Origin of the sequence: Pseudomonas fluorescens, from assembly GCF_004683905.1 — a bacterium.
Taxonomy (GTDB): domain Bacteria; phylum Pseudomonadota; class Gammaproteobacteria; order Pseudomonadales; family Pseudomonadaceae; genus Aquipseudomonas; species Aquipseudomonas putida_A.
In genome coordinates, this window is record NZ_CP038438.1 from 4,014,010 (window position 1) to 4,039,524 (window position 25,515).

Here is a 25,515-nt window from a genome sequence, read left to right on the forward strand (position 1 = left end):
GGCCGCAGCCCGAAACCCTTACTTTTCATGAGCGTAGCCCAGCGGGGTGCGCACAGCAAACCCGCCCCGCCAACACACGCCTGCCCCGCTGTATCGGCGCGCAAGGGATTTGGATGACCTCCGCACGTCGATTTATTTTCAGTGGTGGTTTTGCGGGTGATCGCCCTCGCGTATCTGCGCAGGGCGATCGCGTGGGGCACCGATTACGCCTATCGGGGTTTGTTGATTTCGCGCAGCAGATCCGCGACTGGCAGGTTCATGGTGTTTGAGTAGTAGGGTTTATAGCCGTACGCGGTGACGACGACTTTGCAGGGGATTTGTTGTTTGTTCGCGAGGAGTTGATTCAGTTCTGTTACTGAAAGATTTCTCTCAGAACTTCGGTTGCTGGAAGTTTCACTGAGGAATGCGCGAGTAAGGTAGGAAAACTTTCCCTTGTTGTTTTCATTTTTTTCCGATCGTATCAAACCGGATGCGGAGAACTGTATGGCTTTGCCTACTGAGAAATCATGATCATCCGCCAATGCGCAATGAAGCATGCCCGAAATCATCCCAACTCGCTCCCCGCGATCAAAAAGATCCAACACATCAACGTCCGACTGATACCGGATGATGTATAGCAGCGACTTTTCTCTTTCCACAGATTCGAAGTTCAGGTTTGCGGGAGGCTTTGTGTGGTCTTTCGCACAACCTGAGCAAATAGCGAGCAAGCAACAAATGAGCACCCTGTACATCATGGAAAATCCTTCATGATTGAGTCAAAAAGCATATCGGCTGCCGATTTGCTCCCCGCGATACGGGCAGTAAACAACCCCAATGCATTTGCATGATTAGTGTCTATATTGACGTTCAATGAAGGGCCACAGGAGATAAGCCACTTTTCACCAAAATCAGCGACCCCATCTGACGAATCTCTTTTAGTTGGCATCGCTTTGATGTTGATCCAGTCGGCAGCAATTGGATCGGGGCGTTCGCGATAAATATCCGACCCCAACCAGACCAAGGCCCCTTCACCCACGGGATCAAGGGTAATCAGCATCTGAATCCGGTAACCCCATTCCGACATGATCTTTGTCAGATGCGCACCGTTCCACCCACCGAGGCTATGACCCACGATATAGACAGGACAGCTCTTGTAGGGGATCAGACTCAAGACATGTCGCTGAATATCCTGTTTTCCTCTGACTTCGTTATAGCCCAGCCACTCAGACTTATATTTACCCTCCTTTGCCAAGCTTGTCGTGCGCTCATCAAAGTCCTTCCGTGCCTCTTGGATGTTTCCATAAGGCCCCGAAAAATAATAACGTTCCTTATCCCCAGCGCCTCCGACGAAAACAACAATCGCCTTGGTACTCTCCACCGGCACAGGCTTGTCACTGACATCCTTCTTGTCCGTCAGCGCATGTTCCTTGTGCAGCTTGTAATTGTTGCCTTTCGCGCACGTTACTGTTTCAGCGGCCATGCCTCACTCCTCCAAAAACAGCTTGATGGTTTCAGGCAGGTGCGAGCTAACTTCGTGGGTGAACCCGTTAGCGTCAGACACCCCGTGCTCCAGACGCCCGTCTGCGCGCTGGATCACGTAGGGATGATTGGTCATGGGCTCACCGGTCACGTCATTGACCAGTTTCAATTTGTCCGTGAAATGCACCGGCATCGGCAGCAATCCACTGAAAGGTGCCGCTGTTACCGTGTCACCAATGATGACCGTGCCCGACCCGCCAATGACCACATTGCCGTGCCCACCGGTGCTGTCCAGGGTCGCGGCGTTTAAGCCATTGATAAACACCGTCGAGGAAACGCCGCCAGTAATCGGGCTGCCGCACGCTGATTTATCGGTCATTCGGGCAGCCGCCAATCCGTCGAAATTCACATTCGGCGAGCCACTGGCAATCGGATTGGTGCCATGTCCCGGGAGTGGGCAGGCGGTTGGATCGGTGACGCGGGCGGCGGGTTTTCCGCTCATGAACAGCTCCTTGCAGTGTTGCGGGTCATCCTTTTTGGGGGCGCAAGCATGCGTGAATTTTCCGGTTGCTTCAAACCTCCAGGCAAAAAAAGGCGCCCGATCGAGGCGCCTTTTTCATTCGTGCAACCACTCACATCAACGCGACGGCGGCACCCGAATATCCCCCGCCCGGCACTGCGTCTTCACGCCCTTGCCGCACGCGCCGAACTGCAGATCCTTGCCCATGCACACCCGCACTTCCGAAAGCTCCGGGCCGCTGCAGATCACCGCGATGCCATTGGCCGGGATCCCCGGGTTGGCCTTGCGGAACAGGTCGGCGATTTCCTGGGCTTCGAAGTAATACGAGCTGCTGAACGGTTGCAGCTCCTGCGGGATTTTCACCGCGCCAACTGCTTTGTCCGCTTCGTCCAGATAACCCATCGCGCCCAGGCCGCTGCAGGTGCCGTGCTTGGACCATTCGTGGTCAAGCAGTTTCTTGGTCGGGAACAGTGTCAGGCCCTTGGTGGTTTCCGCGGCCGACAACGTGGTCAGCGGTGGGCAGGATTCCGGCCAGCCGCCGTTGGCGTATTGCGGCCACAAGCCGTGCAGCACGAAGCCGTAGCCCTTGCCGGAGCATTGCACGTCATCTTTGTGGGTGAGGCAGAACGTTGGCGACCAGGACAGCGTCAGCAGGTAGTAATCGAACTGCCCCGCTACCGCTTCCGTTTGTACCTTGCTGGCGTTCGACTGACGCGCCGAACTCAGGCCGATGCTACCGGCCGTCAGCGCGATCAGCGCCAGAATTGTAAACAGCTTTTTCATGTACCCGCTCCTTGGGACGCCTGCGTCCGTGGTTTTTGATGCTGACCAGACTTGGCCAGCGCTGATTTCGCCATGCTTGTGTTGCAAGCGCATGACGCAAGGCAACGCCACACCCCGTTGAACGGTCTACGATTAACAGGCAGACATCAAACCAAGGGATCCGAAATGAGTAAAGCAGACGAACTCGCCGCCAAACTCAAGCAAACCCGGCACACCCATGCGGATGCCGCGCTGGAGATCGATTGCTGGCCGGCGCAGGTCTACGATCTGTACCACCGCATCGAGGCCTGGCTGCAGCCAGTCACTGAAGTGGGCCTGAAAATCCGCCGCAATCCAACTCACGTTTGCGAAAGCTCACCGGATGGCGAAAGTCACGATTACGCGATCGACCAACTGGTGATCGAAGCCAATCAACAAACCCTGACATTTGATCCCATCGCCCGGTTTACCGAAGACGGCGCCGGCCGCGTGCAGATCACCCTGCCCGAGCGCAACACCTATCTGTTGCGCACCGTCGATGAACATCACGAAAGCCATTGGTGGCTGCAAACGGTGGAAACCGGGCAAGAACTGGATGCGATTGCGCTGACCGAGAACAATCTGTTGCAGGTGGTGCAGGAAGGGCTCGGCCTCTGACAGCGAACTGACCATAGGGATCAGCGCCTAGAACGTGGTTAACTTCTCGCTCCGATCCCTTTGAAGCCCGACAGACATGCCCATCAATAAAAAACTGCTCTTGCTCGGTTCATTGCTCGCGCTGAATTTAAGCGCTCAGGCCGCCGAGCAACCGTCGCACCTCGACACCATCCAGCAACAAGGCCAGTTGCGCGTCTGCACCACTGGCGACTACAAGCCCTACACCTTCAAACGCAGCGACGGCGACTTCGAGGGTATCGACATCGCCATGGCGCGCTCGCTGGCCGACAGCCTCGGCGTGAAAGTCGAGTGGGTGCAAACCACCTGGAAAACCCTGATGCCGGACATGCAGGCCGGCAAGTGCGACATCGGCATGGGTGGCATTTCGGTGACGCTGGAGCGGCAGAAGAAAGCCTACTTCAGCAACACCCTCGACAGCGACGGCAAGATCCCGCTGGTGCGCTGCGCCGATCAGTCCAAGTACCAGACCGTCGAGCAGATCAACCAGCCCAACGTACGGCTGGTTGAACCGGCAGGCGGCACCAACGAAGCCTTCGTCCACGCCTTCCTGCCCAAGGCGCAACTGGCCCTGCACGACAACGTGACGATCTTCCAGCAACTGCTCGATAACAAGGCCGACGTGATGATCACCGACGCCTCGGAAGCGCTGTATCAGCAGAAACTCAAACCGGGTTTGTGCGCGGTGAATCCGCACCAGTACATGCAGTATGGGGAGAAAGCCTATCTGCTGCCGCGCGATGACATCAGCTGGAAACTGTACGTTGATCAGTGGCTGCATCTGAGCAAAGTCACTGGCAGTTATCAGAAGGTCATTGGTGAGTGGCTGGCGCTGCCGCAGTAATCTTCCAGGCACAAACATTTGTGGCGAGGGAGCTTGCTCCCGCTGGGCTGCGCAGCAGTCCGCTGTTTTAAAAGCGGGGGTTGCTTCGCAACCCATCGGGGATAAATCCCCTCGCCACAGGTTCAGGTTCTATTTCTATCAATCGTTGTGCAACATCCCGGAGCTGTACTGGTTCAAGCTGCTACCAATACTGTTACCGCCGAATTTGAGGGTCGTTGCATTTGTGCGACCCTCCGGCGATTGGCAATCCGAGGAGAAACAACTGGTGGTGGTCAGCCCACCGGAGCCCGAACAGGCACTCAATACCGAGACAGCTGCAGCGATCAACAGCACTTTGACGACATTGGTGCGCATCATACGGCTCCCCTTGGGATGATCTTGTGCAAGCATCCTAGGCCTAAGTCGCGCCCGGCAAGATGAAATTTTGCTGATCGACAGCGCGGGTTCAGAATCCAGGGCTGCGGCAATCGGCTGGTCTGCCGACAACGCCGCAAAAGATTCTGTCACCCCATTGGAAAAACGCCCCCGGCCCGCTCATTCCCTTCCCGGTCTGGGTATCGCAATACGGCTACTGGTCTTGACCTCACGCAACGCCAGGCTGGACTGGATGGACGCAATCCCGACTTGGCGCCTGAGCACCTGCTCGATGAAATCGCTGTAGCTATCCAGATCCTCGGCCAGCACCTGCAACACATAATCGGCATCGCCGGTGATCTTGTGACAGGACAGCACCTGGGGCAGTTGCGCAATCACCGACTCGAAGGCGTCCGGCGCGTGATCGGCGTGGGTGGAAAAACGGATGTGCACGAACGCCATGATGTCCAGCCCGAGCATTCGCCGATCAAGGTTGGCCTGATAGCCCTTGATCACCCCGGCCTCCTCCATTCTTTTGCGCCGCCGCCAGCAAGGCGTAAGGCTCAACGACAGCCGCTCACTGAGTTCAGCGTTGGAAATACTGGCGTCTTCCTGCAACAACTCAAGAATCGCCAGGTCGGTCTCGTCGAGACTGATGCGTTTGGATGATTTTTTCTGCATGACGCCAATCCTGAGTAAGAACGCCCGATTAATCTACTGAATCAAGAAAACAAAGCAAAGAAAGCGCAGGTCAGCCGGAACAGAATATTTGCACTGGCTCACATTAACGGATGCGCAGAATGTTTACAGTTTTCAGTGATTCCCACCGTTTGCACCATGGCACCGAATTGAAGGACGGCGTGCTCAAGCCGTCATTCGAACAACCGAGTCGGGCCGATACGGTGCACAACCGCGTCAAACAGGTCGGCCTTGGGCAAATCGTCGAACCGCGTGCGTTTGACCGCTCGTGCTACGTCAACGCCCACAGTGAGCGCTACGTCAGTTTTCTGGAAAGTGCCTGGACCGAATGGTGCGCAACCGGACGCACGCACGATGCCTTGCCCCTGGTCTGGCCGGTACGCGATCTGGGCAACGAGCAAGTGCCGACGTTCATCGACGGCAAGCTCGGCTTCTATGCCATGGATGCCGGTTCGCCCATCACCGCCACGACCTGGCAAGCGGTGAAAACCAGCGCGGATATCGCCCTCACCGGACTCGCACTGATCGATGAAGGCCACGACAGCGCCTTTGCCCTGTGCCGCCCGCCCGGCCATCACGCTGCGCGCGAATACATGGGCGGTTATTGCTACCTCAATAACGCCGCGATTGCCGCGCAGCAGGCCATCACCCAAGGCGCCAAACGTGTCGCGGTGCTCGACGTCGACTTCCACCACGGCAACGGCACCCAGAACATTTTCTACCAGCGCAGCGACGTCATGTTCGTCTCGCTGCACGGTGAACCTGCGGTGTCCTACCCGTACTTTTCAGGTTACAGCCACGAAGTCGGCGCGGGTGTCGGCGAGGGTTACAACCTCAACTACCCGCTGCCGAAAAACACCACGTGGGAGAGCTACCGCAACGCCCTGCTCCACGCCTGCAAAAAGCTCCAGCAGTTCGCACCTGAAGTGCTGGTGATATCCCTGGGTGTCGACACGTTCAAGGATGACCCCATCAGCCACTTCCTGCTGGAAAGCGAGGACTTCATCGGCATCGGAACGCTGATCGCCAGTGTCGGCTGCCCCACCCTGTTCGTGATGGAAGGCGGCTACATGGTCGATGAAATCGGCATCAATGCGGTGAACGTGCTGCATGGTTTCGAGAGTAAACGCAGCTGAACCATCCCCGCTCTGCGGCCTTTGAATGACTGAATCGGAGAACAACAACATGACGCTTTTTATTGATGTCGATGATGCTGCACGCCTGTTCACCCAGGTCGGCATCCGCCGGGCCATCCGCGACATGGCGGGCTACATCGAAGCGGACTACGCACGCTGGGCGCAATTTGATAAATCGCCGCGCACGGCCAACCACTCGGCAGACGGCGTGATCGAGCTGATGCCCACCGACGATGGCCAGCAGTACTCGTTCAAATACGTCAACGGCCATCCGGACAACGGTCAGCAGAATTTACTGACGGTCATGGCCTTCGGGCTGCTGGCCGATGTGCAGAGTGGCTACCCGACCCTGCTCAGCGAACTGACCCTGACCACCGCTGTGCGCACCGCTGCCACCTCGGCACTGGTTGCGCAGTCGCTGGCTCGCCCGGGTGCGACCTCGATGGCGATCATCGGCAACGGTGCGCAGAGTGAGTTTCAGGCGCTCGCCTTTCATGAAATGTTGGGCATCAGCGAAATCCGCATCTTCGATATTGATCGCGACGCTTCGCTCAAGTTGAAGCACAACCTGGCGGCGTTTCCGCAGATCGAAGTGATTCTGGCCGACTCGGTAAAGGACGCGGTCAAGGGTGCGCATATCGTCACCACAGTCACCGCCGACAAAGCCTACGCAACGATTCTCACGCCCGAAATGATCGAACCCGGCATGCATATCAATGCGGTCGGCGGCGACTGCCCGGGTAAAACCGAACTGCACGCCGACATCCTGCGCAACGCCCGGGTCATCGTCGAATTCGAGCCGCAAACACGCATTGAAGGCGACATTCAGCAATTGGAGGCCGACTCTCCAGTGGTCGAGTTTTTCCGGATTGTGCAGGGCGAAGTGCCCGGCCGCGAGAGCGATACGCAGGTGACGGTCTTTGATTCGGTGGGCTTTGCTCTGGAAGATTTTTCGTCACTGCGCTACCTCAACGACCTGGCTCAGCAACAGCAAATCGGCCAGCGCATCCACCTGGTACCGACGCCGGCCAACATCAAAAATCTCTTCCAGTTGCTGGAGCCGCAACCGGCAACAGCCTCACGTCTGCGCACCGCCAGTTAATCAGTAAGGACCGCCCCCACGCGATTTTGCGAGGGGGCCATTCACTCTCCAGGCATCGCTGTGATTAGCCGCTGTCTCTCTAACAAGAACGCTCGACACCTACTTTCTGCCAAAACTCAAAAACATAAAATCAAGAGGTTTTGCAATGAATTCGAATCCTTCCGGGCCGCTTGAACAGCCCGCGCTGCAGCGCACGCTCAGCAATCGTCACATCCAGTTAATGGCCATGGGCGGTGCCATCGGTACGGGACTGTTCATGGGCTCCGGGAAGATCATCGCCCTCTCCGGGACGTCGATCATCCTCATCTACATGATCATCGGCCTGTTCGTTTTTTTCGTCATGCGCGCCATGGGCGAAATGCTCCTGTCCAACCTGAACTTCAAAACCTTTGCCGATTTTGCCGGCGCCTACCTCGGCCCGCGCGCGGCGTTTTTTCTCGGCTGGTCGTATTGGTTGAGCTGGAGCGTGGCGGTGATCGGCGATGCCGTTGTGGTCGGCGGATTCTTCCAGTACTGGTTCCCCGAGGTACCGGCGTGGATACCCGCCGTCGGCATGCTGGCGACGTTGTTTGCGCTGAACGTGCTGACGGTCAGGCTGTTCGGTGAGGTGGAGTTCTGGTTTGCGATCATCAAAATCATTGCCGTCGTGACCTTGATCGGCGTCAGCACCGTGCTGATTGCCACGTCCTTCGTGTCCCCGAGTGGCGTCACCGCATCCCTGAGTCACCTGGTGGATAAACAGGCGGCCTTCCCTAACGGCTTGTTCGGCTTCTTCGCCGGATTTCAGATGGCAATTTTCTCCTTCGCCGGCACCGAGTTGATCGGCACCGCCGCCGCTGAAACCCGATCTCCAGAGAAGACCTTGCCCAAGGCCATCAACTCGATTCCGCTGCGGATCATCCTGTTCTACGTGCTGGCACTGACTTGCATTGTTGCCGTGACCTCGTGGCAGCAGGTGTCTCCGGTCAAGAGCCCCTTTGTCGAACTGTTTCTCGTGGCTGGGTTTCCCGCGGCCGCCGGTATCGTCAACTTCGTGGTCCTGACATCGGCGGCATCATCGGCCAACAGTGGCGTGTTTTCATCGAGCCGCATGCTGTTCGGCCTGGCCAACCAGCAAAACGCTCCGGGCATCTTCCGGCGACTGTCAGGTAACAGCGTGCCGCTGCTGAGTCTGGCGTTCACCACACTGCTGATGCTGATTGGGGTGCTAGTGCTGTTCATCGTGCCGGAAGTGATGACCGCCTTCACCATCGTCTCCACCGTGTCGGCGATTCTGGTGATTTTCACCTGGTCGACCATCCTCGCGTCGTACATTGCCTATCGCAAAAAACGCCCGGACCTGCATGCGAAGTCGGCTTACAAGATGCCCGGCGGCGTACCGATGGCCTGGTTTTCCCTGGCATTTCTAGGCTTTGTGCTGTGTCTGCTGGCATTGCGACCTGACACGCGGATCGCCTTGATGGTCATGCCGGGTTGGTTCGTTTGGTTGGCGATTGCTTACCAGTTGACCTGCTCAAGGCAGACGAAATCGGCAGTTGAGTCGGCGAGCCAGTTTGGCTGAATCTGCACGCCTGAGCCGTCACCTCAACGTGATGGCTCAGGCTCAAAGACCAGCCGCCGTCAAATCGGCTGCCACGCCTCCACCGGAATCTGCGCCATCGCCTCAAACGCCGGTTTGGCGAACCAGAATCCCTGCATCAGATAAATCCCGCAATCAGCGAGAAAATCCCGCTCCTCGGGGTGCTCGATGCCCTCGGCAATCACCTCGACGCCCAACTCGGCACACATGCCCACCACGCCACGCACAATCGCCTGGCGTACGCGGTCGCGATGGATATCGCGAATCAGCGCCATGTCCAGTTTGATCAGATCCGGCTGAAAGTCCGCCAGCAGATTCAACCCGGAATACCCCGCACCGAAGTCATCAATGGCGGTCTTGAACCCGAACTCGCGGTACTCGCGCAAGATGTTCATCAAGTGCTTGTTGCTTTCGACGTGCTCGCCTTCGACCGCTTCGAAGATCAACCGCTCAAGCGGAAACGCATGCGCGCGCGCCGCCTCCAGCGTGCTGCGAATGCACAGGTCCGGACGATAAACGGCGTTCGGCAGGAAGTTGATCGAAAGAAACCCGGTGAGCCCCAACTGCGCGGCCGTGGAGATTGCCCGCACGCGGCACAGTTGATCGAAGCGATAGCGGTTCTGGTCATCGACCTGCTGCAGAACCGACAGTGCACCTTCGCCCTGCACGCCCCGGACCAGCGCCTCGTGGGCGAAGGTCGATTGATCACGCACATCGACAATCGGCTGGAACGCGAAGGAGAACGCCATATCGGCCTCGCCTTTTTGCCGGCATCCTTGGCACCCCCCGCTGGGCTGGGGGAAAATTGGTGTATTGGTCATGACGCCCCCTGAGAGCGGGTTGCAACCATCCATGGCCCAGAAAAAAATCACTGCACGGACCGGGTGGCGCCGCTTGGCGGCCCCCGCTTATACAGGCTGACCGGTCAATTCCGGCCAAGTTCATTGCGAAATGCCATCAGGTGCGGAAATGCGCCGTCATGCGTTGCAGGTCCTGCCCCAGCGACGCCAGTTCAATGGTCGCGGCAGCGCTTTCTTCGCTGGCGACGGCCGACTGATCGGCCACATCGCGCACACTGACGATGCTGCGATTGATCTCATCGGCCACCGCACTTTGCTGCTCCGCGGCGGCGGAAATCTGCAGGCTCATTTGCTGGATCGTGCCGATCGAATGGTTGATCTCGGTGATCGCCTGCTCGGCCTTCTGCGCCAGCACCACGGTGTCCAGGGTGCGCTCGCGGCTGGAGGTCATCAGTGTAGATGCCGCTTGCGTGCCCTGTTGCAAAGTGACAATCAGCGCTTCGATTTCCTTGGTCGAATCCTGGGTGCGCTGCGCCAGCGAGCGCACTTCATCGGCAACCACCGCGAAACCACGGCCCTGCTCACCCGCCCGCGCCGCTTCAATCGCCGCGTTCAGCGCCAGCAAGTTGGTCTGCTCGGCGACTGCCTTGATCACATCGATGACCTTGCCGATCTGCTCACTGTCCTGGGACAGTACGTTCATCGCTCCGCCCAACTCTTCGATCGCCACCGACAATTCGCTGATCTGCACGGTCGCCTGCTTGACCACTGCACTGCCGTGACGCGCCTGCTGATCGGCCAGGGTCGCAGCGGCAGATGCGTCGGTGGTGTTGCGCGCCACCTCCTGCACGGTCGAGGCCATTTCGTGCATCGCCGTGGCGACCTGATCCACCTCGACTTTCTGCTGGCGCACGCCGGCGCTGGTCTGCTCGCTCATCGCCGAGAGCTTCTCGGCCGATGTCGAAATATGCGTCACGCCGTTACCGATCCCCTGCACCAGCGTGTTCAGGCTTTGCGCCATGTCCTGCATCGCGTTTTGCAGATCGCCCAACTCATCCTTGCGGCTGGATTTGGCTTGCACCGTCAGATCGCCTTTGGCAATCCGTCGCGCCAGCTCCACCGTCAGCGCCAACGGCCCGGTGATCTGCCGCGAGATCAGCACCGCAGCCAACAGACCGACCACCAGCGCCAGCACCGTCAGCACGGCAATCTGGATAAACGCACGCTGTTGATCGTCCCGCGCCAGACGCTGCTGAGTGTCCATCAGGCCGGTCATGATGCTGTCCATCGCCTGGCTCTGCTGATCCACCTGCTGACGCAGACTCTGCTTCTGCTCGAACAGAGCCGCCACCTGCACCAGCACCTCGCGATAACGGCGCATCCCGGCCTGCGCCTCTTCAAGCTGACTCGACAGAGCCGCCGGCAAACCGCTGCGCGCCTTGCTCATATCGGCCAGAAACGCATCGGTGGTGTCCAGCAGCACCTTCTTGTTGGCCTCGCTCGGCACCGCGATATAACGCCGCAACATCAGACGAAACATCGTCATGCCATTGCGCAGATCTGCCACCGTGCGCAAGTCCGCCACCCGCGCACTGTCGGCAGACGCCAACGCGCTGGCCGTGGTGCTCTCGAACATGCTGTTGAAGGTCTCGGCGTACTTGTCCGACATCGCTCCCAACGGTTTCAGCGCATCGCTGGTCGCCTTGTCCGCCTCGACCAAACGCTTGACCTGCTGATCGTAAGCCAGCGTGGTGTCCTGCAAACGCTTCAAGGCTTGCTGGTTTTCCGCCCGCGTCAGGGTCTGCAACGCCTTGGCGATCAGCCCTTGCAACACATTCAACTGCGACTGATAAGCCTCGGCATAAGCGACATCCGCCGCCGCTTCGTACTGCTTCTCCGACAGACGCATGTCCTGCGTCGCATCGTTGAGCGTGCCGATCAGACGCGTGGTACCCAGGCGATCAACCAGCACATTGCTGCTGTTATAGCCAATGAAGGCAACCGCTCCCACCGCCAGCAAAAGAACGCCAAACCCGGCCCCCAACTTTCGGGAAACCTTGATGTTGCCCAGGAAATTCGATGCTTCTGCCATGTTCAGCCTCTAACGCCCTGACGCGATTCAACGCCAGGCACAAAAAGTAGATCTCTGATAACCGGAGTTACCGCTCATATTCGGGGTCGTCGTCCTGGGCGAAATACGGGCAGCTTCCACTGACCCGGCTGCAACAACCTGACGCGAAAAGCCGTACCGACGGCCCACGCACCAGCAGACAAATCCAGGACTGACGCTGGATTTATCGTTTCAGCAAAGGTGTTGGAACGGATGCTATAAATTTTGGGAAAAGTTGTACAACTTTATATTTTTGTATAATCGTTGAACTTTTTTGAGCGCGTGATGACGCATTGCCATCATTTTTTGTGGCACATCGCTATTGCTGCGAAAACAGGCTGAAACCCGCCATTTTGAGCGGTTGTTTTGCGCATCGACAGAACGCCCTCCGCGACCACAACCTCGCCGCTTGCCACGGAGGGCAGCGCTCTACGCCTTGAGCTCGACGTTATCCAACGCCTGATTCACCGCCAACTCCCCCAACATCACCACCTGCGCAATGCCGAGCAGCGTCTTGCGGTGCGAGACCTCCAGCAACGCGGCGAAATCGTTGAGCATGGTCGTGGCGGAACCCAATGATTCACTGGCGTTGGCGAGCAGGGATTCGGTGTCGTAGGCCGGGTTGGCAAAGAACATTGGTTTGGATTGATCACCGCTGGCCATGATCTGGCTGGTTGGGGTGAGGTAGTGATCGAGGGCGCGCTCGGCGGCTTCGTGGAGTTTGCGGGAATCGAGGGATTCGTAGGGGGATGCGGGGTTGGTTTCGGGTGGGTTGGGTGTTGGTTTGATCATGGATGAAACTCCTAACACTTTTAGTGAAGGCTTCACCCTTTCGCTACCAAACGAAGGGTGGCGGCCATGAACAGGTTGGTAGACCGGGTGTTAGGAGCCGGCGCGCCCGAAGGCGCCCTGTACATGACCACCATAAACCCCGATCGCAAATACGATCGGTGATGGTGACGCTGTACATCTAACACGCGGGCTACCAAACCCGGTCACTGGTTTTCAGTGACCCGAGAACGATAGAACCCACGGTCTAGACGTACAAGCCGGCGGATTCTGTCTTAGGTGTAGGGGGAGGCGCAAGGTGGTGTAGGGCTGAGGTAGTACGGACAACCTCATCTTAAACAGACTGAATCTCAACCGTTTAAATTGAAGACGCTGTACCAAGGCACGAGTCCAAACAAGTCTGATAGAGTCGGCACCGGTTCATTCGTTGACAGGGAGTCAAACATGGCAAAGCCAGCCGCACGCATCACCGATCCCACCAGTTGCCCAATGCCTGGGCACGGCCCCAAAGCAATCGCTTCCGGTTCCCCCGACGTATTCTTCGACGGACTGGCGGCTGCTCGAAAAGGCGATACTTGCACTTGTGGTAGTGCGTTGGCTTCAGCGGTTTCCGGGACAGTTTTCATAAACGGCAAAAACGCCGCGCTTGTCGGCACCACGGGTACGCATGGAGACGTTGTGACTGGTGGATCGGGAACAGTGATCATCGGTGACTCCCATACACCAGCTCCTTTTACAGCCCCTACCCCGATCATCGTTCACCCTGGTTGGATCAGCTTCAATATTCCAGGGGAGGAGTCATATCAGGGCATGAGTTGCTCCGCACACTTTGACGACGGATCTACCCTATCAGGCGTTTTTGATAACACCAACACAGTGAAATTTCTCAATATCCCCGGGAAAATCTGTCACAAGCTTGAATTCGGTACACAAGAGGAATCGGCCGCTGGTTCGATCTTCGATACGTTATTCAACGCTTCTTTGAAATAAGGATTTTTTCATGACTGAACCATTGCTCGTCACGGGAAGCTACGTTGTCCAGAAAGCACACGCGCTCGAAAATTCGCCCTTGGATATGGCCATTGCGGGAATGGAAGGTGCTGCTACAAGATTTTCTGTAGACGCTATATCGGATGCAAAAGTACGCACCAACTACATGAACAACATCAAACGTATGTCAGTGGAAACAAAAGCCGAAGTTGCTGCAGGAAGGCTTAGTGCTAAAGAAGGAGCAGCGTTCTGCCAAGAGATGCGAAACAGAATTTTGCTGGAGCACCGAAAATACACTTCGGCACAAGGCGTGGCCTTTGCCGAGAGAAAAAAGAGACTTCCTCCAACGCTTCAGGAAACGCTAGATAAATACGCATTAAAAACCGCAAAAGTGGAATACAGCAAACTTACTCCGGAACAAAAAAGCAAAGTTTACTATGAGATTCTTGACTCAGCAGGGCGGGACAATGCACCGGTAAGTAGGGGAACCAAGAAATTAAGAATTATGGGGAAAGTCGGTTTATTGGTCACCGCCACCTTCGCCGTTTATGAAATTATGAATGCTGACAACAAAGTGAAGGAAACAGCCAGACAAGGAATCATCATCGGCGGTGGGGCTGCGGGTGGTGGGGTGGCGGGCTTGGGCGTTTCCGCATTTTGCGGGCCTGGTGCCATTGCATGTGCTGTAGCAATCGTCTTGGCAGGCAGTATCGCAGGAGGCATTGCTGGTAGCGTTGTTGCTGATACCTTTGATGAAGAGTTGGAGGAATTTTCCAAATGGGACGCGCTATGACAAAGCAACAAAGAGCGGATATTCGCTGGGCATTGTCAGACGCATTCGTTGATAACGAAGTCGACTATGCTGCGATTGCGCGGCAGACAGAAGAATTTGATAGAGACGAAATCAAGCGAATTTTGTTTGAAGAGGTAGCGCCTGTTTGTCACTCCAACCTTGAAAGTACACTTCCGACTATCTGGCTTTGTTTCAATAGAGAAGAGCTGGAAAACGACATTGAAGAAATGCTTAATGCAAAGAAACATAACTGGATGAAGAATCAGCTAAACTCTCTATTGGTAAAATGGCTAAAACACAGATACAAATATATTTGGCACAATATAGAAACTCATTATTAACAACCCGAAAGGAATGCAGTACCAAAAAGCACACCAACTTATCATCTGCAACAAACAATCAAATTTCGCTAGAGGCCCTTAGCGAAGATCCGTTCAAAAACGGCAAGGACGATCAGAACGTCTAGACAGGAACGCTCACAAAAGCGGACTTCACTTGGAGAATATATAAATCATCGTCCCACCACCGTCACGAACGAAAGCTTGGCACTCAATTGCAACTCCTCTCTGCTCAACCGTAGCGATCTCTCCGCTATCATTAAGCGCCCGCGCCCTACACTGCTTCGAATATTTCATAATATCGGCGGCTGATCGTGTCGAAACCAAACTACCTGCCCTTCCTACTAGATCATAGAATTGCTGAACCGGGGTCGGACCTTCCCATGAGATCGCAACATTCGGTAGGCCGGTTGCGCAGCTAAGAGACAAAGTCATGTATCGCCCATCACGAAAGTGCGTTGTCTGTTTGCCTTCGGTTTGCCTATCCAGTGTTAAGTGACGCTCCGCATAAAGTTTCGAAAGAATTGACTCGCAATTATCAGCAAGCGCGCTGTTAGAAAGCGTCAAAAGAGCAATGATGGTACCAACGCTGATCCGAAATTTACCGCTCATGAGCGTCCTTTTGTGATCGTTTTCGATCAGTTCTTCAATTAAAAGGGGGTAGATTTATTACTGCCAAGCATTCCCCCAATGCTTGGCTAATTTTTGAGCATAGACCTCCGCCAGCTACCAAACCCGTCCGTCCCCCATTCCTGATAAACTCCCCACCTCCCAGCCCCACCCAATCCAGAACCGCCAATGTCCCCTATCTCCGCCACACCCGCCCCACTCTCCCGCCGCTTCTCCGTCGCCCCGATGATGGACTGGACTGACCGCCACTGCCGTTTCTTCCTACGCCTCCTGTCGAAGAACGCCCTGCTCTACACCGAAATGGTCACCACCGGCGCCCTCCTCAACGGCGATCACGAACGCTTCCTCCGTCACAACGAAGCCGAGCATCCGCTGGCACTGCAGCTCGGCGGTAGCGTTCCGCTGGATCTGGCCGCTTGCGCGCGCATGGCGCAGGAGCATGGTTACGACGAAGTGAATCTGAATGTTGGCTGCCCAAGTGATCGGGTGCAGAACAATATGATCGGTGCGTGCCTGATGGGGCATCCGCAGTTGGTGGCGGATTGTGTGAAGGCGATGCGCGATGCGGTGTCGATTCCGGTGACGGTGAAGCATCGGATCGGGATCAATGGGCGGGACAGTTACGCCGAGTTGTGTGATTTCGTCGGTACGGTGCGGGATGCCGGGTGTACCAGTTTTACCGTGCATGCGCGGATTGCGATTCTGGAGGGCTTGTCGCCGAAGGAGAATCGCGACATTCCGCCGTTGCGGTATGACGTGGCGGCGCAGTTGAAGGCGGATTTCCCAGAGCTGGAGATTGTGCTGAACGGCGGGATCAAGACGATGGAGGCCTGCCATGAACATTTGCAGACCTTCGACGGTGTGATGCTCGGGCGTGAGGCTTATCACAATCCGTATTTGCTGGCGGAGGTGGATCAGCAGTTGTTCGGCAGCAGCGCGCCGGTGATCAGCCGGGCCGAGGCGCTGGCGCAGTTGCGGCCTTATATTGCCGAGCATCTGCAAGCGGGCGGTGCGATGCATCACATCACGCGGCACGTGCTGGGGCTGGGCACCGGGTTCCCGGGGGCGCGTAAATTCCGTCAGTTGTTGTCGGTGGATATTCACAAGGCCAAAGATCCGTTGGCGTTGCTGGATCAGGCTGGCGAGTTGCTGCAAGGGCGTTGATGCCCTCCCTCCGTAACACGCGCCAGGCGGGGTGATCCGCCTGGCGTGCGCATCACCCCGCCGCCGCTTCCGTCCAGTTCACCCAGCCAAACACCCACGTCGCCAGAATCAACAAGCCAAACGCGATCCGATACCAGGCGAACGCGGCGTAGCTGTGGTTGGCGATGAATTTGAGCAGGCCGCGCACGGCGATCATGGCGAAGATGAAGGCGATGACAAAACCGAGGGCGAACACTGGCAGGTCGCTGGCCTGGAACAGGTCACGGTATTTGTAGCCGGAGTACACCGCGGCGCCGACCATGGTCGGCATGGCGAGGAAAAACGAGAACTCTGTGGCGGCTTTCCGGGACAAGCCGAACAATAAACCGCCGATGATGGTCGAGCCCGAGCGCGACGTGCCGGGAATCATCGCCAGGCATTGCACGAAACCGATTTTCAACGCGTCTGACCAGCGCATGTCGTCGACGTGATCGACGCTCACCACATGATTGCGCTGTTCGGCCCACAACATGACGATGCCGCCCACCACCAAGGCCATGGCTACGGTGATCGGGTTAAACAGGTATTGATGGATTTTGTCAGCGAACAGTACGCCGAGGACCACCGCCGGGAGGAAGGCGATCAGCAGGTTGAGGGTGAAACGCTGCGCATTGCGTTGGGTGGGCAGGCCTTTGACGATGTCGAAGATCTTCGGGCGAAACTCCCAGACCACGGCCAGGATCGCGCCCAGCTGAATAATGATGTTGAACGCCATCGCGCGTTCGCCGCCGAAGTCCAGCAGGTCGGCGACGATGATCTGGTGGCCGGTACTGGAGATCGGCAAGAACTCGGTCAGGCCTTCTACCGCGCCCAATATCAACACCTGGATAAAGGTCCAGAAATCCATTAATCCTCCGTCAGAGCGCTCTTGATGAGCGACCGGTCAACTGTATTCAGGAATTGAGTATCTGAAGTTAAACAATCGGTATAACGCGACACCCATTGCCTGATCAGGCGACGGAGAATATGTCTTATCAAAAGACACACTCAAGCCATGTTAATAAACGTCCGCCTACGAACTGCTCAAAAAATATTTAGGGCTATAGTAGAAAAAAGTTCGATTGGCCAATAAAGTGTGACCCAGCTCACATTGTCTCAGGATCGTCGACAGTGGCAATTGGACATGAATAAAGCCATCGCCATAGATTCAAAATAGTGGCACAATTCCACATTGCCACCATGTAACGACTAGTTCACAGCCCCGAGAAAATCAACTAAAAGCTTGAAATGCTTAATTATTGTTAGAAAACTCGGGAGCCACGTCTAAAAATCGCGTGAATGTTACCAATTGTCAGTCACAGATGAGAACCGGTGCTTTAACATCCCGATGTCAGCACCTAATTCGAGTCAAAGCATGATGCTCTCAGGGAACTTGGCGACTAGAAGTCCGCGCCCGACAAACGACGTACCCGGTGTTCTCACACTGGGCCGTACCCGTGGCGTGGCCGAACATTTTAGTGCGCTGATCGCAAAGCACGTACGCACTGATATGGCACTTGAGGCCAGTTCGTACACTAGTTCCTATAACAATGAACTTTCTGGTTCGTATCGAGCCATCTTCATCGTTATCGACACTCCGCAAGCGCTGGAAGACAATCTTGCGCTGATCGAGAACCTGCGTTCCGACAACTTGAAACCGATCATTTGCGCAGTCATTACCGGTCGCGGCGCCTTCAACAAGATCAAGTACTTCCTGGCCGGTGCCGACTTCTGTATCAAACTCAATACCCTTTCCGACGAGGGCGACGAGTTGCTCGGTGAATTCTTCAACAGTGAAGAATGGCAGCGAGATATCAATCTGACGCTCGACCCGACGCGCATCTGCCTGCTCGGCGGCGCCAGCCAGAAACTCGACATCTCGTTTGCCGAGATGAAGATCCTGGAAGCCTTTGCGCAGACCAGCAATCACATTCTCAGCCATGATGAAATCGCCAGCATCATGGGGCTCAATACCAATTTCTACGATCCGAGAGCGCTGGAAAAATCCATCAGCCGCTTGCGTGGAAAAATCAAGGACATGTATGGTACCAATGCGATTCAGAGCATCCGCGGCTACGGCTATCGCCTGATGCGGGGTCTGATATCGACTGCCTGACTCTCGGGCAGCCATTCTCTTTGCATAATCACGAAGGATCGTCATATGCAACCATACAGCTCAAGTTGTACTTCAAATCTACTAATAATCAAGCCATTGAATGAGCACGGCTACACCGAACCATAACAATAAACTTAACAACATAGCAGCAGAACGAGTGGAATTTATCGAGGCCATTTTGGGCCCAGACCCTGCCTGTCGGTTACTTCCAAGGAAGTTATTGCTCGCCTGCCGATTTACCTTTTCGCCCATTTTGGTGCACATTTTAGGAGAGAGACATGGAAACTAGTACAACCCTCCCAAGAAAATATTTTGTCGTCGTGACCAACAGTACAACGTCGCAGCGTGAACTTGAGAGCATTCTGTCCAGCGAGCGCTTCAATTCGTTTGGCACGTCTCAGGCACAAATGTTTATTGAAGGTGCTACTTCGCCCTCTTCCGCTCCCATGCTGATGGAGTTCACTTACCCAAGGGGCACCCGGAAAAACGTTGCCCGCACGATTGAACACGACACCCAGCGCATATTGGCCACCCTCGAATCGGAATGGTTGTCCGCACAATCGGCGAAGCCGTTTCAAAGTGCAGAGAGCGACAACCGCACTGCTGCCATCGAAGACGCCGCCACTTGCAACGAAACCTGGCATCTGGACAACGATCAAGGCGCACTGGTCAAGGAAGGCGTCGAGATCAGCCTTACCGGACTGGAAACCGCGCTGGTGCGCAAAATGCTCCATCACGAAGAGCGTGTAGTCAGTCGTGATGACCTGATCCTCAGCATCGGCCGCGAGCCGGAGCAATATCGCGGCCTGGAAATGTGCCTGAGTCGCCTGCAGGACAAGTTCAAAAACGCGAGTAATGGTGAGCGATTGTTCCGTGCCGTAAGAAACCGCGGTTATTGCCTCATTCAGGAAATCGTTGCGTAAATACCGCCGATATCCGCGAACAAAACAAACAGAAAACAGTGCGATTACAAAAACAACAAGAGCACTCTGTTTGGCTTCACCTCCCCTGGTAATAATAGCTCCCTGCCTCCACCCCTCCTACAGTAACAAACACAACATAATTTATTCACCCCCCGCTCTGCGACCTTTTCTAACACCCTTGTATTTGATTATTAAAAAGTTGGCACTGTGCCATCTTGTTAGAACTCGTCAGACACCCTCTCCGGCAATAACTTAGTCTATTGATTGACGACAGTTCGGCCTATCGACGTTGTTACCTCAGGACACTCGTCCAATAACAACAACAAGCCTATCTAGCAACTCGGACTTCAACTGTCGAAACCTGAATGGACGTATTTCTGGGGATATCTCATGGAACTTTCTCTACGGATCAATCGAAATAACGGCCTCAAGGGACTTACCTTCTGGGGCCAATGGGCATTGGCGCAGGCTTTCATTGTTGCGTTGTTATTCATACTGGCTGAACGGCACACAGGCACCGTCGAGTTCTATTACCGCATGTGCGCAACACTGGCGGTATTGGCCTCGGTGCCGGCATATACGTTCAGCGGCGTGTACCGCAAGCAGGACAATTACCTGAGCGGGCTTGGACGCTTGTTCATGGGCTGGTCGATGACCATGGTGGCGCTGGCCGGCATCGCGTTCGTGTGCAAGGCCGACGAAGTGTTCTCCCGCGAGGTGACGCTGAGCTGGGCGGTCTACGGCTTCCTCGGTCAGGCGTTGATGTACGCGCCGCTGCATGCCTTTTCCAAGTACTACCAGCGTTCCCGCACCAGCGCGCAGAAGACCCTGATCGTCGGCACTGGCGAGCTGGCTCTGGGTCTGGCGAAGAAGATCAGTCAGGTGGAAAACCTGCCGTTGGTAGGTTTGGTCAGCAATGGCGCGACACCGAATCTGGATTCGGATGCACCGCGTGTGGTCGGTGATCAGGAAGATTTGCTCAAGCTGATCACAGACCATGACATCCGCCGGTTGTACATCACCCTGCCGCTGGCTGAGGCTGCGAAAATCGAAGCGATGTACGTCGATTTGCTCGGCGCCAACGTCGATGTGGTCTGGGTGCCGGACTTGAACAGCCTGACCCTGCTCAACCACTCGGTGAAGGTCGTGGATGGTCTGCCGGCGATCTGCCTCAACGAAAGTCCGCTGACCAGCCGCCCTACCGCTGCGCTGAGCAAGAGTCTGGTGGAAAAAGGCGTGGCGCTGTTGGCGATCATCCTGCTGAGCCCGGTGCTGCTGTTCATCGCGTTGGCGGTGAAGATCAACTCGCCGGGGCCGGTGTTCTTCAAGCAGGATCGCCACGGCTGGAACGGCAAGGTGATTCAGGTCTGGAAATTCCGCTCGATGCGCGTGCACGATGATCGTGAAGTGGTTCAGGCCAGCCGTAATGACTCGCGTATTACTGCGGTCGGGCGCTTCATACGCCGCACCTCGCTGGATGAGCTGCCGCAGTTGTTCAACGTGCTGCAGGGGCAAATGGCCTTGGTCGGCCCGCGCCCGCACGCGGTGGCGCACAACCACTACTACTCGGGGAAAATCCTCGCGTACATGGCTCGTCATCGAATCAAACCGGGTATTACCGGGCTGGCACAGATCAGCGGCTGCCGTGGCGAGACCGACACCATCGACAAGATGCAGCGTCGGGTGGAGATGGACCTGCATTACATCAACAACTGGTCGTTGTGGCTGGATCTGAAGATCCTGGTGAAGACGCCGTTTACGTTGTTGTCGAAAGATATTTATTGATGGACGGGTGACAAGCCAGGCAATACCGCAAGGGGACGAAAGTCCCCTTTTTTGTGGGCGGGATTTGGGCAGTGGGTCAGGCTGTTGCGAGGGTGGCAGTGCCGACGCCTTCGCGGGCAAGCCCGCTCCCACACGGGATCTCGGTATGGATCGGGATATGCGCTTCACCCCGTTCCACTGTGGGAGCGTGGCTTGCCCGCGAAAGCGGTGGATCAGGCAGCACAGATATTGAATGTGCCGGCGCCTTCGCGAGCAAGCCCGCTCCCACAGGGTCCGGCGGCGTTCACTCAAATCGGGCATACCACAAAATCACTGTGGGAGCTTGCCTGCAAGCGATAGCGGTGGGTCAGGCAGCACAGATGTTGAATGTGCCAACGCCTTCGCGGGCAAGCCCGCTCCCACAGGTCTCAAGGGGGTTCTCGGGTTTACTCGGTAATCTTCGAGAAGTTGCGGTAGAACATGTCACCCTCACGGCTATCGGTCATCGAGTGCAGCTGGAAGCTGCGATTGAGCCTGGCGCCGCCGTCACGGGTCAGGGGGGCCCAGACGAGGTTGGCGCGGCGCATGGTCGACATGCTCATCATTTCGTCGAACGGGATCGACAGGTAGATGCCCTTGTCGAAACTACCCTCCCCGTACTCGGCGCTGCCAGCAGTGGTGATCGTGGCCCAGGCACCGAAGCGCACGCCGTTGAAGAACTCGCGGGAGATATCGAGCGTACCGCCCCAATCGCCGGCCAGATAGCGACCGACGCTGACCGCGGCCAACGTGTCATACGGCAAATCGGTGTAACCGGTGATGTGCCCGGTCCAGACCGAGTAGTCGCGCAGGCCGAAACCCTGGTCGAACTCGCGCTGACGCACATAGTTCAGATCCGCTCCCACCGACCAGCGCTCACCGGTCGGCCGGAACAGCACCTCACCGCCGACACCGGCAAACATCGACTCCAGATAGCCGCCGTAGACCATGCCATACAGGTCCTTGTCCAACTGCTCGGCATGGCTGACCTGGAACAACGGCATGGTCACTTCCGAGGTGGTCAGGTACTGACGCAAATCGGTACGCACCCGCGGCAGGCCGCTCGGCGCATCGTAGGTGAACTTGTCGAAGTTGTTCACCAGGTTGGCACTGAGCAGACCGTTCCACCAGGTGTTGCGGTTGAAGCGGTACTCGGCGTCCGCGTCGGCACTGAATTGATAGAGCAAACCATCCGGGCCGCCAACGTTCTGCTTGAAGCCCAGTCCAACGCCATAATTGAAGTGCTGCGGCGCTTCGCTGTAGAGGGTTTTCTCGTTGTGCGGCATTGCCGGGTTGATCTCGGTGGTGCGGTGCAACGACTCCAGCGATTCCTCGTTGTTGATCACTTCGCGGAAGGTCTGACGCGGCACACTGGTCTCTTCCAGCGGCAGGTCGTAACGCTTGTTGACCACGGTGAACCAGTTGATGTCGTCGTTCACACTGTTGTCGAGAATCCGGCTCGCGCGGCCGACAGCCTTCGACGAATGGAAGTAGCGCTGCTGCTCGCCGTAGACGATCAGCTCGGAATCACGCTGACTGATGCGCTCGACCTTGTACCCGGCATTCTGCTGCAGGCGTTGCGACACGTCGGCCCAGTTGACCTGTTCCATCGGCGTAGTCGGCATCTTCGCCGGTAGCGGTTCCGGCGTCGGGTCGTAGGTCTTGGCCGGCGCCTTGCGGCTGACGAAATTGGTGTGGAAGGTGATGCCGAACATCGCCGTGTTGCCCCGCTCCCACGCCGCGCTGACGTCCACCGAATCGGCCACCTTGAACACCGCGCCGAAGTTGATCGGCGAGTCTTGCTTGATCACGTTGTCCTTCGGCTCGTGCTTGTAGTCGTTGCCTTCGTATTCGAGTTTCAGGCTGAGTCGGTCCCACGGTGTCTGATAGCTCACACCACCAAAGAACGAAGGCTTGCCGCGAAAGTACGAACCGGCGTTGACGTCACCGGTGCCTTCCAGGGCCGGACGGGTCTTGAAGCGATCGTCGAGGTAGCCCAGCGGGTTGTCGAGGTCGCCGCGATTACCGAGATAACCCCAGGCAATGCCGGCGCTGAAATCGAAATTATCAAAGCGCTTGTTGGCGACGAAATATTCGCTGGCGAACAAGCCGGTACCGCCAATGTCTCGGAAGCCCAGAGCGACATCGGGGGCCCAATGAGTTTCCTGCCACAGCCGGACTTTGGCATCGACCGCCTTGTCCTTATAGCTCTGGCTGCCGCTCATCGACTCCGGCCCGTACGGCCGGTTGGTGATCGCGGTGTAGCGGAACGAACCTTCGAGCCAGTCCAGTGGCTGCAACGACACGCTGTAGCGGCTGTAAGGCTCGGTGCGGTTGGCGTTGACGCTCAGCTCTCCGGCCGGGGCCATGCGCGCGGTCGGGGTCTGCAACAGACCGGTGCCGCCGAAATCATTTTGGGTAATACGCGGCTCGGCATGCACCAGACCGCACGGCAATAACAACACAGCTGCAAAACGTAACTTCAACGAACCACCTCAGCCAGCTGCGTGGCAATCAATTCGGCCAACTGCTGATTCAGTTCAGGAACAGGCGGATCCAGATCATCGTTTTTCACCGGCACCAGAATCTTGCTGCCGGCCACGGGGAACTGCCCGCTCTCGCGATTCCAGTGCGCGATACCCACGCGCCGCACCGCACCATTGGGCTGGATCAGCCACAGGTAATCGGCCTCGGCATCGTCCAGTGGCGTGCAGCTTTCCAGGTACTCACGCGCCTCCAGCAAGGGCTGATAAGGCAGGTGGCAGGTCTCGGCAACCGCGCCCAGCACTTGCACCTCGTCGACCCGTTTCGGGTAGATCAGCCGATCGCCGTCGTCCAAACGAATGTTGCGCGCGAAACCGACTTCCACCGCGACCGGATCGAGGTCCGCCACCTGTCGCCCGGTGACCGGCATTTGCCGCACCTGCTGAGCCAGGCGCAGCGCCAGCGCCGCGCGGCTCGGGCGGTCAAACAACGAAGCCATGCGCTGCAACACATCCAGATCAAACAACACCCCGGCCTTGAGCCGCGCCTGCTGTTCCAGCAACGACTGGCGCAGCAACACGCCGGCCAGCCAGTAACCTTCGGCATTCGGCACCGCCACGCTGATCACGTCGAGCAAGCGCCCGCCCGGCGGCAACTCCACCGGCCCTGGGTTGGCGACATCGCCGCTGACGGTGACCGCTGCCTGACTGATGCCGCTGAGCAACAGCAAACCTGCCGATAACATCCGTAAGCGCTTCACGGCAGATGCCTGCGATCAGGGGTCAGTTGCACGATGCGCACACGCATTTGCGCGGTCAGTTGCTGCTCGCTCTGCAGGATGAAACCGTCCAGCGGATCGACCCAGTAATGGTTGGTCGCGCGCAGCCCGATCGCCGGGACGTCGATACGTTCGTCGACACGCAGCACGGTGTATTCCTTGTCGAGAATTTGCAGGGTTTGCGTGGATCGACGGGAGAACCGGCTGTTGACGATCAAACCGACTTCCTGGCCCTTGTACAGGTCGATCCAGCGCTGACTGGTGAAGCCATCGGCGACTTGATGCAGGCCGCGCTTGAACGGCGCGTTGTCGGCCAGCCGCGTACCGTCCAGGTCGCCCTCGACGCCGAGGCCGATGGTGCGCACGGCGAGGCCATCACGCAGCAGCAACACCTGTTTGCCGGAAGCCACCCAGAACTGCAGGTCTTCCCGCTCGCGCACCAGCGCCAGCACCCCGGAGCCGGACGGTGTGGTCAGTTTGACTTGCGGGTACTTGACCTCGGCCACCTGCGCCGCACTCACGTCCAGCTCATCCGGCCCGATCACCGCCGACTTTAGGTTGCGCACCGAGGCGGTCATCAGCGGGTTACAGCCACACAACATCAAGGCCGCCATCAGGCAGACGCCAACTTTCAAGGTTTTCACGGTCGG

Annotated in this window: 26 protein-coding genes and 1 pseudogene; 12 read left to right on the forward strand and 15 right to left on the reverse strand. The window is 57.0% G+C overall.

From position 1 onward, the window contains the following. Nucleotides 1-209: 209 nt before the first annotated feature. The 4 genes from E4T63_RS18415 to E4T63_RS18430 form a co-directional block, all read right to left on the reverse strand. A complete protein-coding gene (locus E4T63_RS18415; protein ID WP_097088632.1) occupies nt 210-734 on the reverse strand; it encodes a hypothetical protein in 525 nt (174 codons plus the stop codon). Beyond that, on the reverse strand, nt 731-1,459 hold the full coding sequence (locus E4T63_RS18420) for an alpha/beta hydrolase (RefSeq protein WP_098964675.1): 729 nt from the start codon (nt 1,457-1,459) through the stop codon (nt 731-733). Before E4T63_RS18420 ends, E4T63_RS18415 begins: the two co-directional genes overlap by 4 nt. Nucleotides 1,460-1,462: 3 nt before the next feature. Further along, nucleotides 1,463-1,960: a PAAR domain-containing protein gene (locus E4T63_RS18425; RefSeq protein ID WP_098964676.1), complete on the reverse strand. Its 498-nt coding sequence runs from the start codon at nt 1,958-1,960 to the stop codon at nt 1,463-1,465. A gap of 135 nt (nt 1,961-2,095) precedes the next feature. After that, complete coding sequence (locus E4T63_RS18430; protein ID WP_027611510.1) at nt 2,096-2,761, reverse strand: ribonuclease T2; 666 nt, start codon at nt 2,759-2,761, stop codon at nt 2,096-2,098. A 165-nt stretch (nt 2,762-2,926) separates the two neighbouring features. Between E4T63_RS18430 and E4T63_RS18435 the strand changes: the two genes are divergently transcribed. Both E4T63_RS18435 and E4T63_RS18440 read left to right on the forward strand, forming a co-directional pair. Next, nucleotides 2,927-3,397, forward strand: a complete 471-nt coding sequence (locus E4T63_RS18435; RefSeq protein WP_098964677.1) for a hypothetical protein — start codon at nt 2,927-2,929, stop codon at nt 3,395-3,397. 76 nt (nt 3,398-3,473) lie between these two features. Further along, nucleotides 3,474-4,259, forward strand: a complete 786-nt coding sequence (locus E4T63_RS18440; protein WP_098964678.1) for a transporter substrate-binding domain-containing protein — start codon at nt 3,474-3,476, stop codon at nt 4,257-4,259. Nucleotides 4,260-4,397: 138 nt separating this feature from the next. Here the strand turns inward: E4T63_RS18440 and E4T63_RS18445 are convergent, their stop codons facing one another. Together E4T63_RS18445 and E4T63_RS18450 are read right to left on the reverse strand one after the other, a co-directional pair. Further along, the gene (locus E4T63_RS18445) at nt 4,398-4,613 is read right to left on the reverse strand and encodes a hypothetical protein (protein WP_098968434.1); all 216 of its coding nucleotides are present in this window, start codon (nt 4,611-4,613) and stop codon (nt 4,398-4,400) included. 180 nt (nt 4,614-4,793) lie between these two features. Continuing rightward, the gene (locus E4T63_RS18450) at nt 4,794-5,294 is read right to left on the reverse strand and encodes an Lrp/AsnC family transcriptional regulator (protein ID WP_103484277.1); all 501 of its coding nucleotides are present in this window, start codon (nt 5,292-5,294) and stop codon (nt 4,794-4,796) included. A 119-nt stretch (nt 5,295-5,413) separates the two neighbouring features. On the opposite strand from E4T63_RS18450, the gene E4T63_RS18455 reads away from it, so the two are divergent. The 3 genes from E4T63_RS18455 to E4T63_RS18465 all read left to right on the forward strand — a co-directional run bounded on the left by E4T63_RS18455 (nt 5,414) and on the right by E4T63_RS18465 (nt 9,111). Beyond that, nucleotides 5,414-6,448, forward strand: coding sequence for a histone deacetylase family protein (locus E4T63_RS18455; protein WP_135296218.1), 1,035 nt, complete (start codon nt 5,414-5,416; stop codon nt 6,446-6,448). A 49-nt stretch (nt 6,449-6,497) separates the two neighbouring features. Further along, a complete protein-coding gene (locus tag E4T63_RS18460) occupies nt 6,498-7,550 on the forward strand; it encodes an ornithine cyclodeaminase (RefSeq protein WP_135296219.1) in 1,053 nt (350 codons plus the stop codon). 145 nt (nt 7,551-7,695) lie between these two features. Next, nucleotides 7,696-9,111, forward strand: a complete 1,416-nt coding sequence (locus tag E4T63_RS18465; RefSeq protein ID WP_135296220.1) for an amino acid permease — start codon at nt 7,696-7,698, stop codon at nt 9,109-9,111. Nucleotides 9,112-9,170: 59 nt separating this feature from the next. Here the strand turns inward: E4T63_RS18465 and E4T63_RS18470 are convergent, their stop codons facing one another. The 4 genes and pseudogenes from E4T63_RS18470 to E4T63_RS18480 all read right to left on the reverse strand — a co-directional run bounded on the left by E4T63_RS18470 (nt 9,171) and on the right by E4T63_RS18480 (nt 12,831). After that, nucleotides 9,171-9,950 (reverse strand): EAL domain-containing protein, encoded by a 780-nt coding sequence (locus E4T63_RS18470; RefSeq protein WP_135296221.1) that lies wholly within the window; start codon nt 9,948-9,950, stop codon nt 9,171-9,173. A 136-nt stretch (nt 9,951-10,086) separates the two neighbouring features. Next, on the reverse strand, nt 10,087-10,959 hold the full coding sequence (locus E4T63_RS29005; RefSeq protein WP_401065649.1) for a methyl-accepting chemotaxis protein: 873 nt from the start codon (nt 10,957-10,959) through the stop codon (nt 10,087-10,089). Nucleotides 10,960-10,992: 33 nt separating this feature from the next. Next, a pseudogene (locus E4T63_RS29010) lies at nt 10,993-12,021 on the reverse strand (methyl-accepting chemotaxis protein); the annotation flags it as partial. A gap of 447 nt (nt 12,022-12,468) precedes the next feature. Next, a complete protein-coding gene (locus E4T63_RS18480; RefSeq protein ID WP_135296223.1) occupies nt 12,469-12,831 on the reverse strand; it encodes a DUF6124 family protein in 363 nt (120 codons plus the stop codon). 441 nt (nt 12,832-13,272) lie between these two features. Between E4T63_RS18480 and E4T63_RS18485 the strand changes: the two genes are divergently transcribed. Genes E4T63_RS18485 through E4T63_RS18495 form a run of 3 tightly spaced genes read left to right on the forward strand, consistent with a single transcriptional unit; the run spans nt 13,273 to nt 14,952 of the window. Next, nucleotides 13,273-13,818 carry a PAAR domain-containing protein gene (locus tag E4T63_RS18485; protein WP_135296224.1) on the forward strand — a complete coding sequence of 182 codons (546 nt, stop codon included), beginning with the start codon at nt 13,273-13,275 and terminating at the stop codon, nt 13,816-13,818. A gap of 10 nt (nt 13,819-13,828) precedes the next feature. Beyond that, complete coding sequence (locus tag E4T63_RS18490) at nt 13,829-14,611, forward strand: hypothetical protein (protein ID WP_135296225.1); 783 nt, start codon at nt 13,829-13,831, stop codon at nt 14,609-14,611. Next, nucleotides 14,596-14,952: a DUF7079 family protein gene (locus E4T63_RS18495; protein ID WP_135296226.1), complete on the forward strand. Its 357-nt coding sequence runs from the start codon at nt 14,596-14,598 to the stop codon at nt 14,950-14,952. The genes E4T63_RS18490 and E4T63_RS18495 overlap by 16 nt, the downstream gene beginning before the upstream one ends. Before the next feature lie 150 nt (nt 14,953-15,102). Here the strand turns inward: E4T63_RS18495 and E4T63_RS18500 are convergent, their stop codons facing one another. Beyond that, nucleotides 15,103-15,561, reverse strand: a complete 459-nt coding sequence (locus tag E4T63_RS18500) for a hypothetical protein (protein WP_135296227.1) — start codon at nt 15,559-15,561, stop codon at nt 15,103-15,105. Nucleotides 15,562-15,747: 186 nt separating this feature from the next. Here E4T63_RS18500 and dusA point away from each other — a divergent pair, with 186 nt between their 5' ends. Next, nucleotides 15,748-16,743 carry a tRNA dihydrouridine(20/20a) synthase DusA gene (gene dusA / locus E4T63_RS18505; RefSeq protein ID WP_103520640.1) on the forward strand — a complete coding sequence of 332 codons (996 nt, stop codon included), beginning with the start codon at nt 15,748-15,750 and terminating at the stop codon, nt 16,741-16,743. Between the two features lie 52 nt (nt 16,744-16,795). On the opposite strand, the gene E4T63_RS18510 is transcribed toward dusA, so the two are convergent. Further along, nucleotides 16,796-17,629, reverse strand: coding sequence for an undecaprenyl-diphosphate phosphatase (locus E4T63_RS18510; RefSeq protein ID WP_027611490.1), 834 nt, complete (start codon nt 17,627-17,629; stop codon nt 16,796-16,798). A gap of 507 nt (nt 17,630-18,136) precedes the next feature. Here E4T63_RS18510 and E4T63_RS18515 point away from each other — a divergent pair. The 3 genes from E4T63_RS18515 (at nt 18,137) to E4T63_RS18525 (ending at nt 21,585) form a co-directional block, all read left to right on the forward strand. Further along, nucleotides 18,137-18,877: a winged helix-turn-helix domain-containing protein gene (locus tag E4T63_RS18515; protein ID WP_134786931.1), complete on the forward strand. Its 741-nt coding sequence runs from the start codon at nt 18,137-18,139 to the stop codon at nt 18,875-18,877. Nucleotides 18,878-19,155: 278 nt separating this feature from the next. Continuing rightward, on the forward strand, nt 19,156-19,800 hold the full coding sequence (locus tag E4T63_RS18520; RefSeq protein WP_027611488.1) for a winged helix-turn-helix domain-containing protein: 645 nt from the start codon (nt 19,156-19,158) through the stop codon (nt 19,798-19,800). Between the two features lie 390 nt (nt 19,801-20,190). Next, entirely contained in the window at nt 20,191-21,585 is a 1,395-nt protein-coding gene (locus tag E4T63_RS18525; RefSeq protein ID WP_135296228.1) for an undecaprenyl-phosphate glucose phosphotransferase, read from the forward strand. A 425-nt stretch (nt 21,586-22,010) separates the two neighbouring features. Here the strand turns inward: E4T63_RS18525 and E4T63_RS18535 are convergent, their stop codons facing one another. From E4T63_RS18535 to E4T63_RS18545, 3 genes are read right to left on the reverse strand one after another with little or no spacing between them, the layout of a single operon-like run. Then, nucleotides 22,011-24,089: a YjbH domain-containing protein gene (locus E4T63_RS18535; protein WP_098964764.1), complete on the reverse strand. Its 2,079-nt coding sequence runs from the start codon at nt 24,087-24,089 to the stop codon at nt 22,011-22,013. Then, a complete protein-coding gene (locus E4T63_RS18540; protein ID WP_349016850.1) occupies nt 24,086-24,847 on the reverse strand; it encodes a capsule biosynthesis GfcC family protein in 762 nt (253 codons plus the stop codon). Before E4T63_RS18540 ends, E4T63_RS18535 begins: the two co-directional genes overlap by 4 nt. Further along, nucleotides 24,844-25,509 (reverse strand): YjbF family lipoprotein, encoded by a 666-nt coding sequence (locus E4T63_RS18545; RefSeq protein WP_041074034.1) that lies wholly within the window; start codon nt 25,507-25,509, stop codon nt 24,844-24,846. The genes E4T63_RS18540 and E4T63_RS18545 overlap by 4 nt, the downstream gene beginning before the upstream one ends. Nucleotides 25,510-25,515 lie beyond the last annotated feature (6 nt).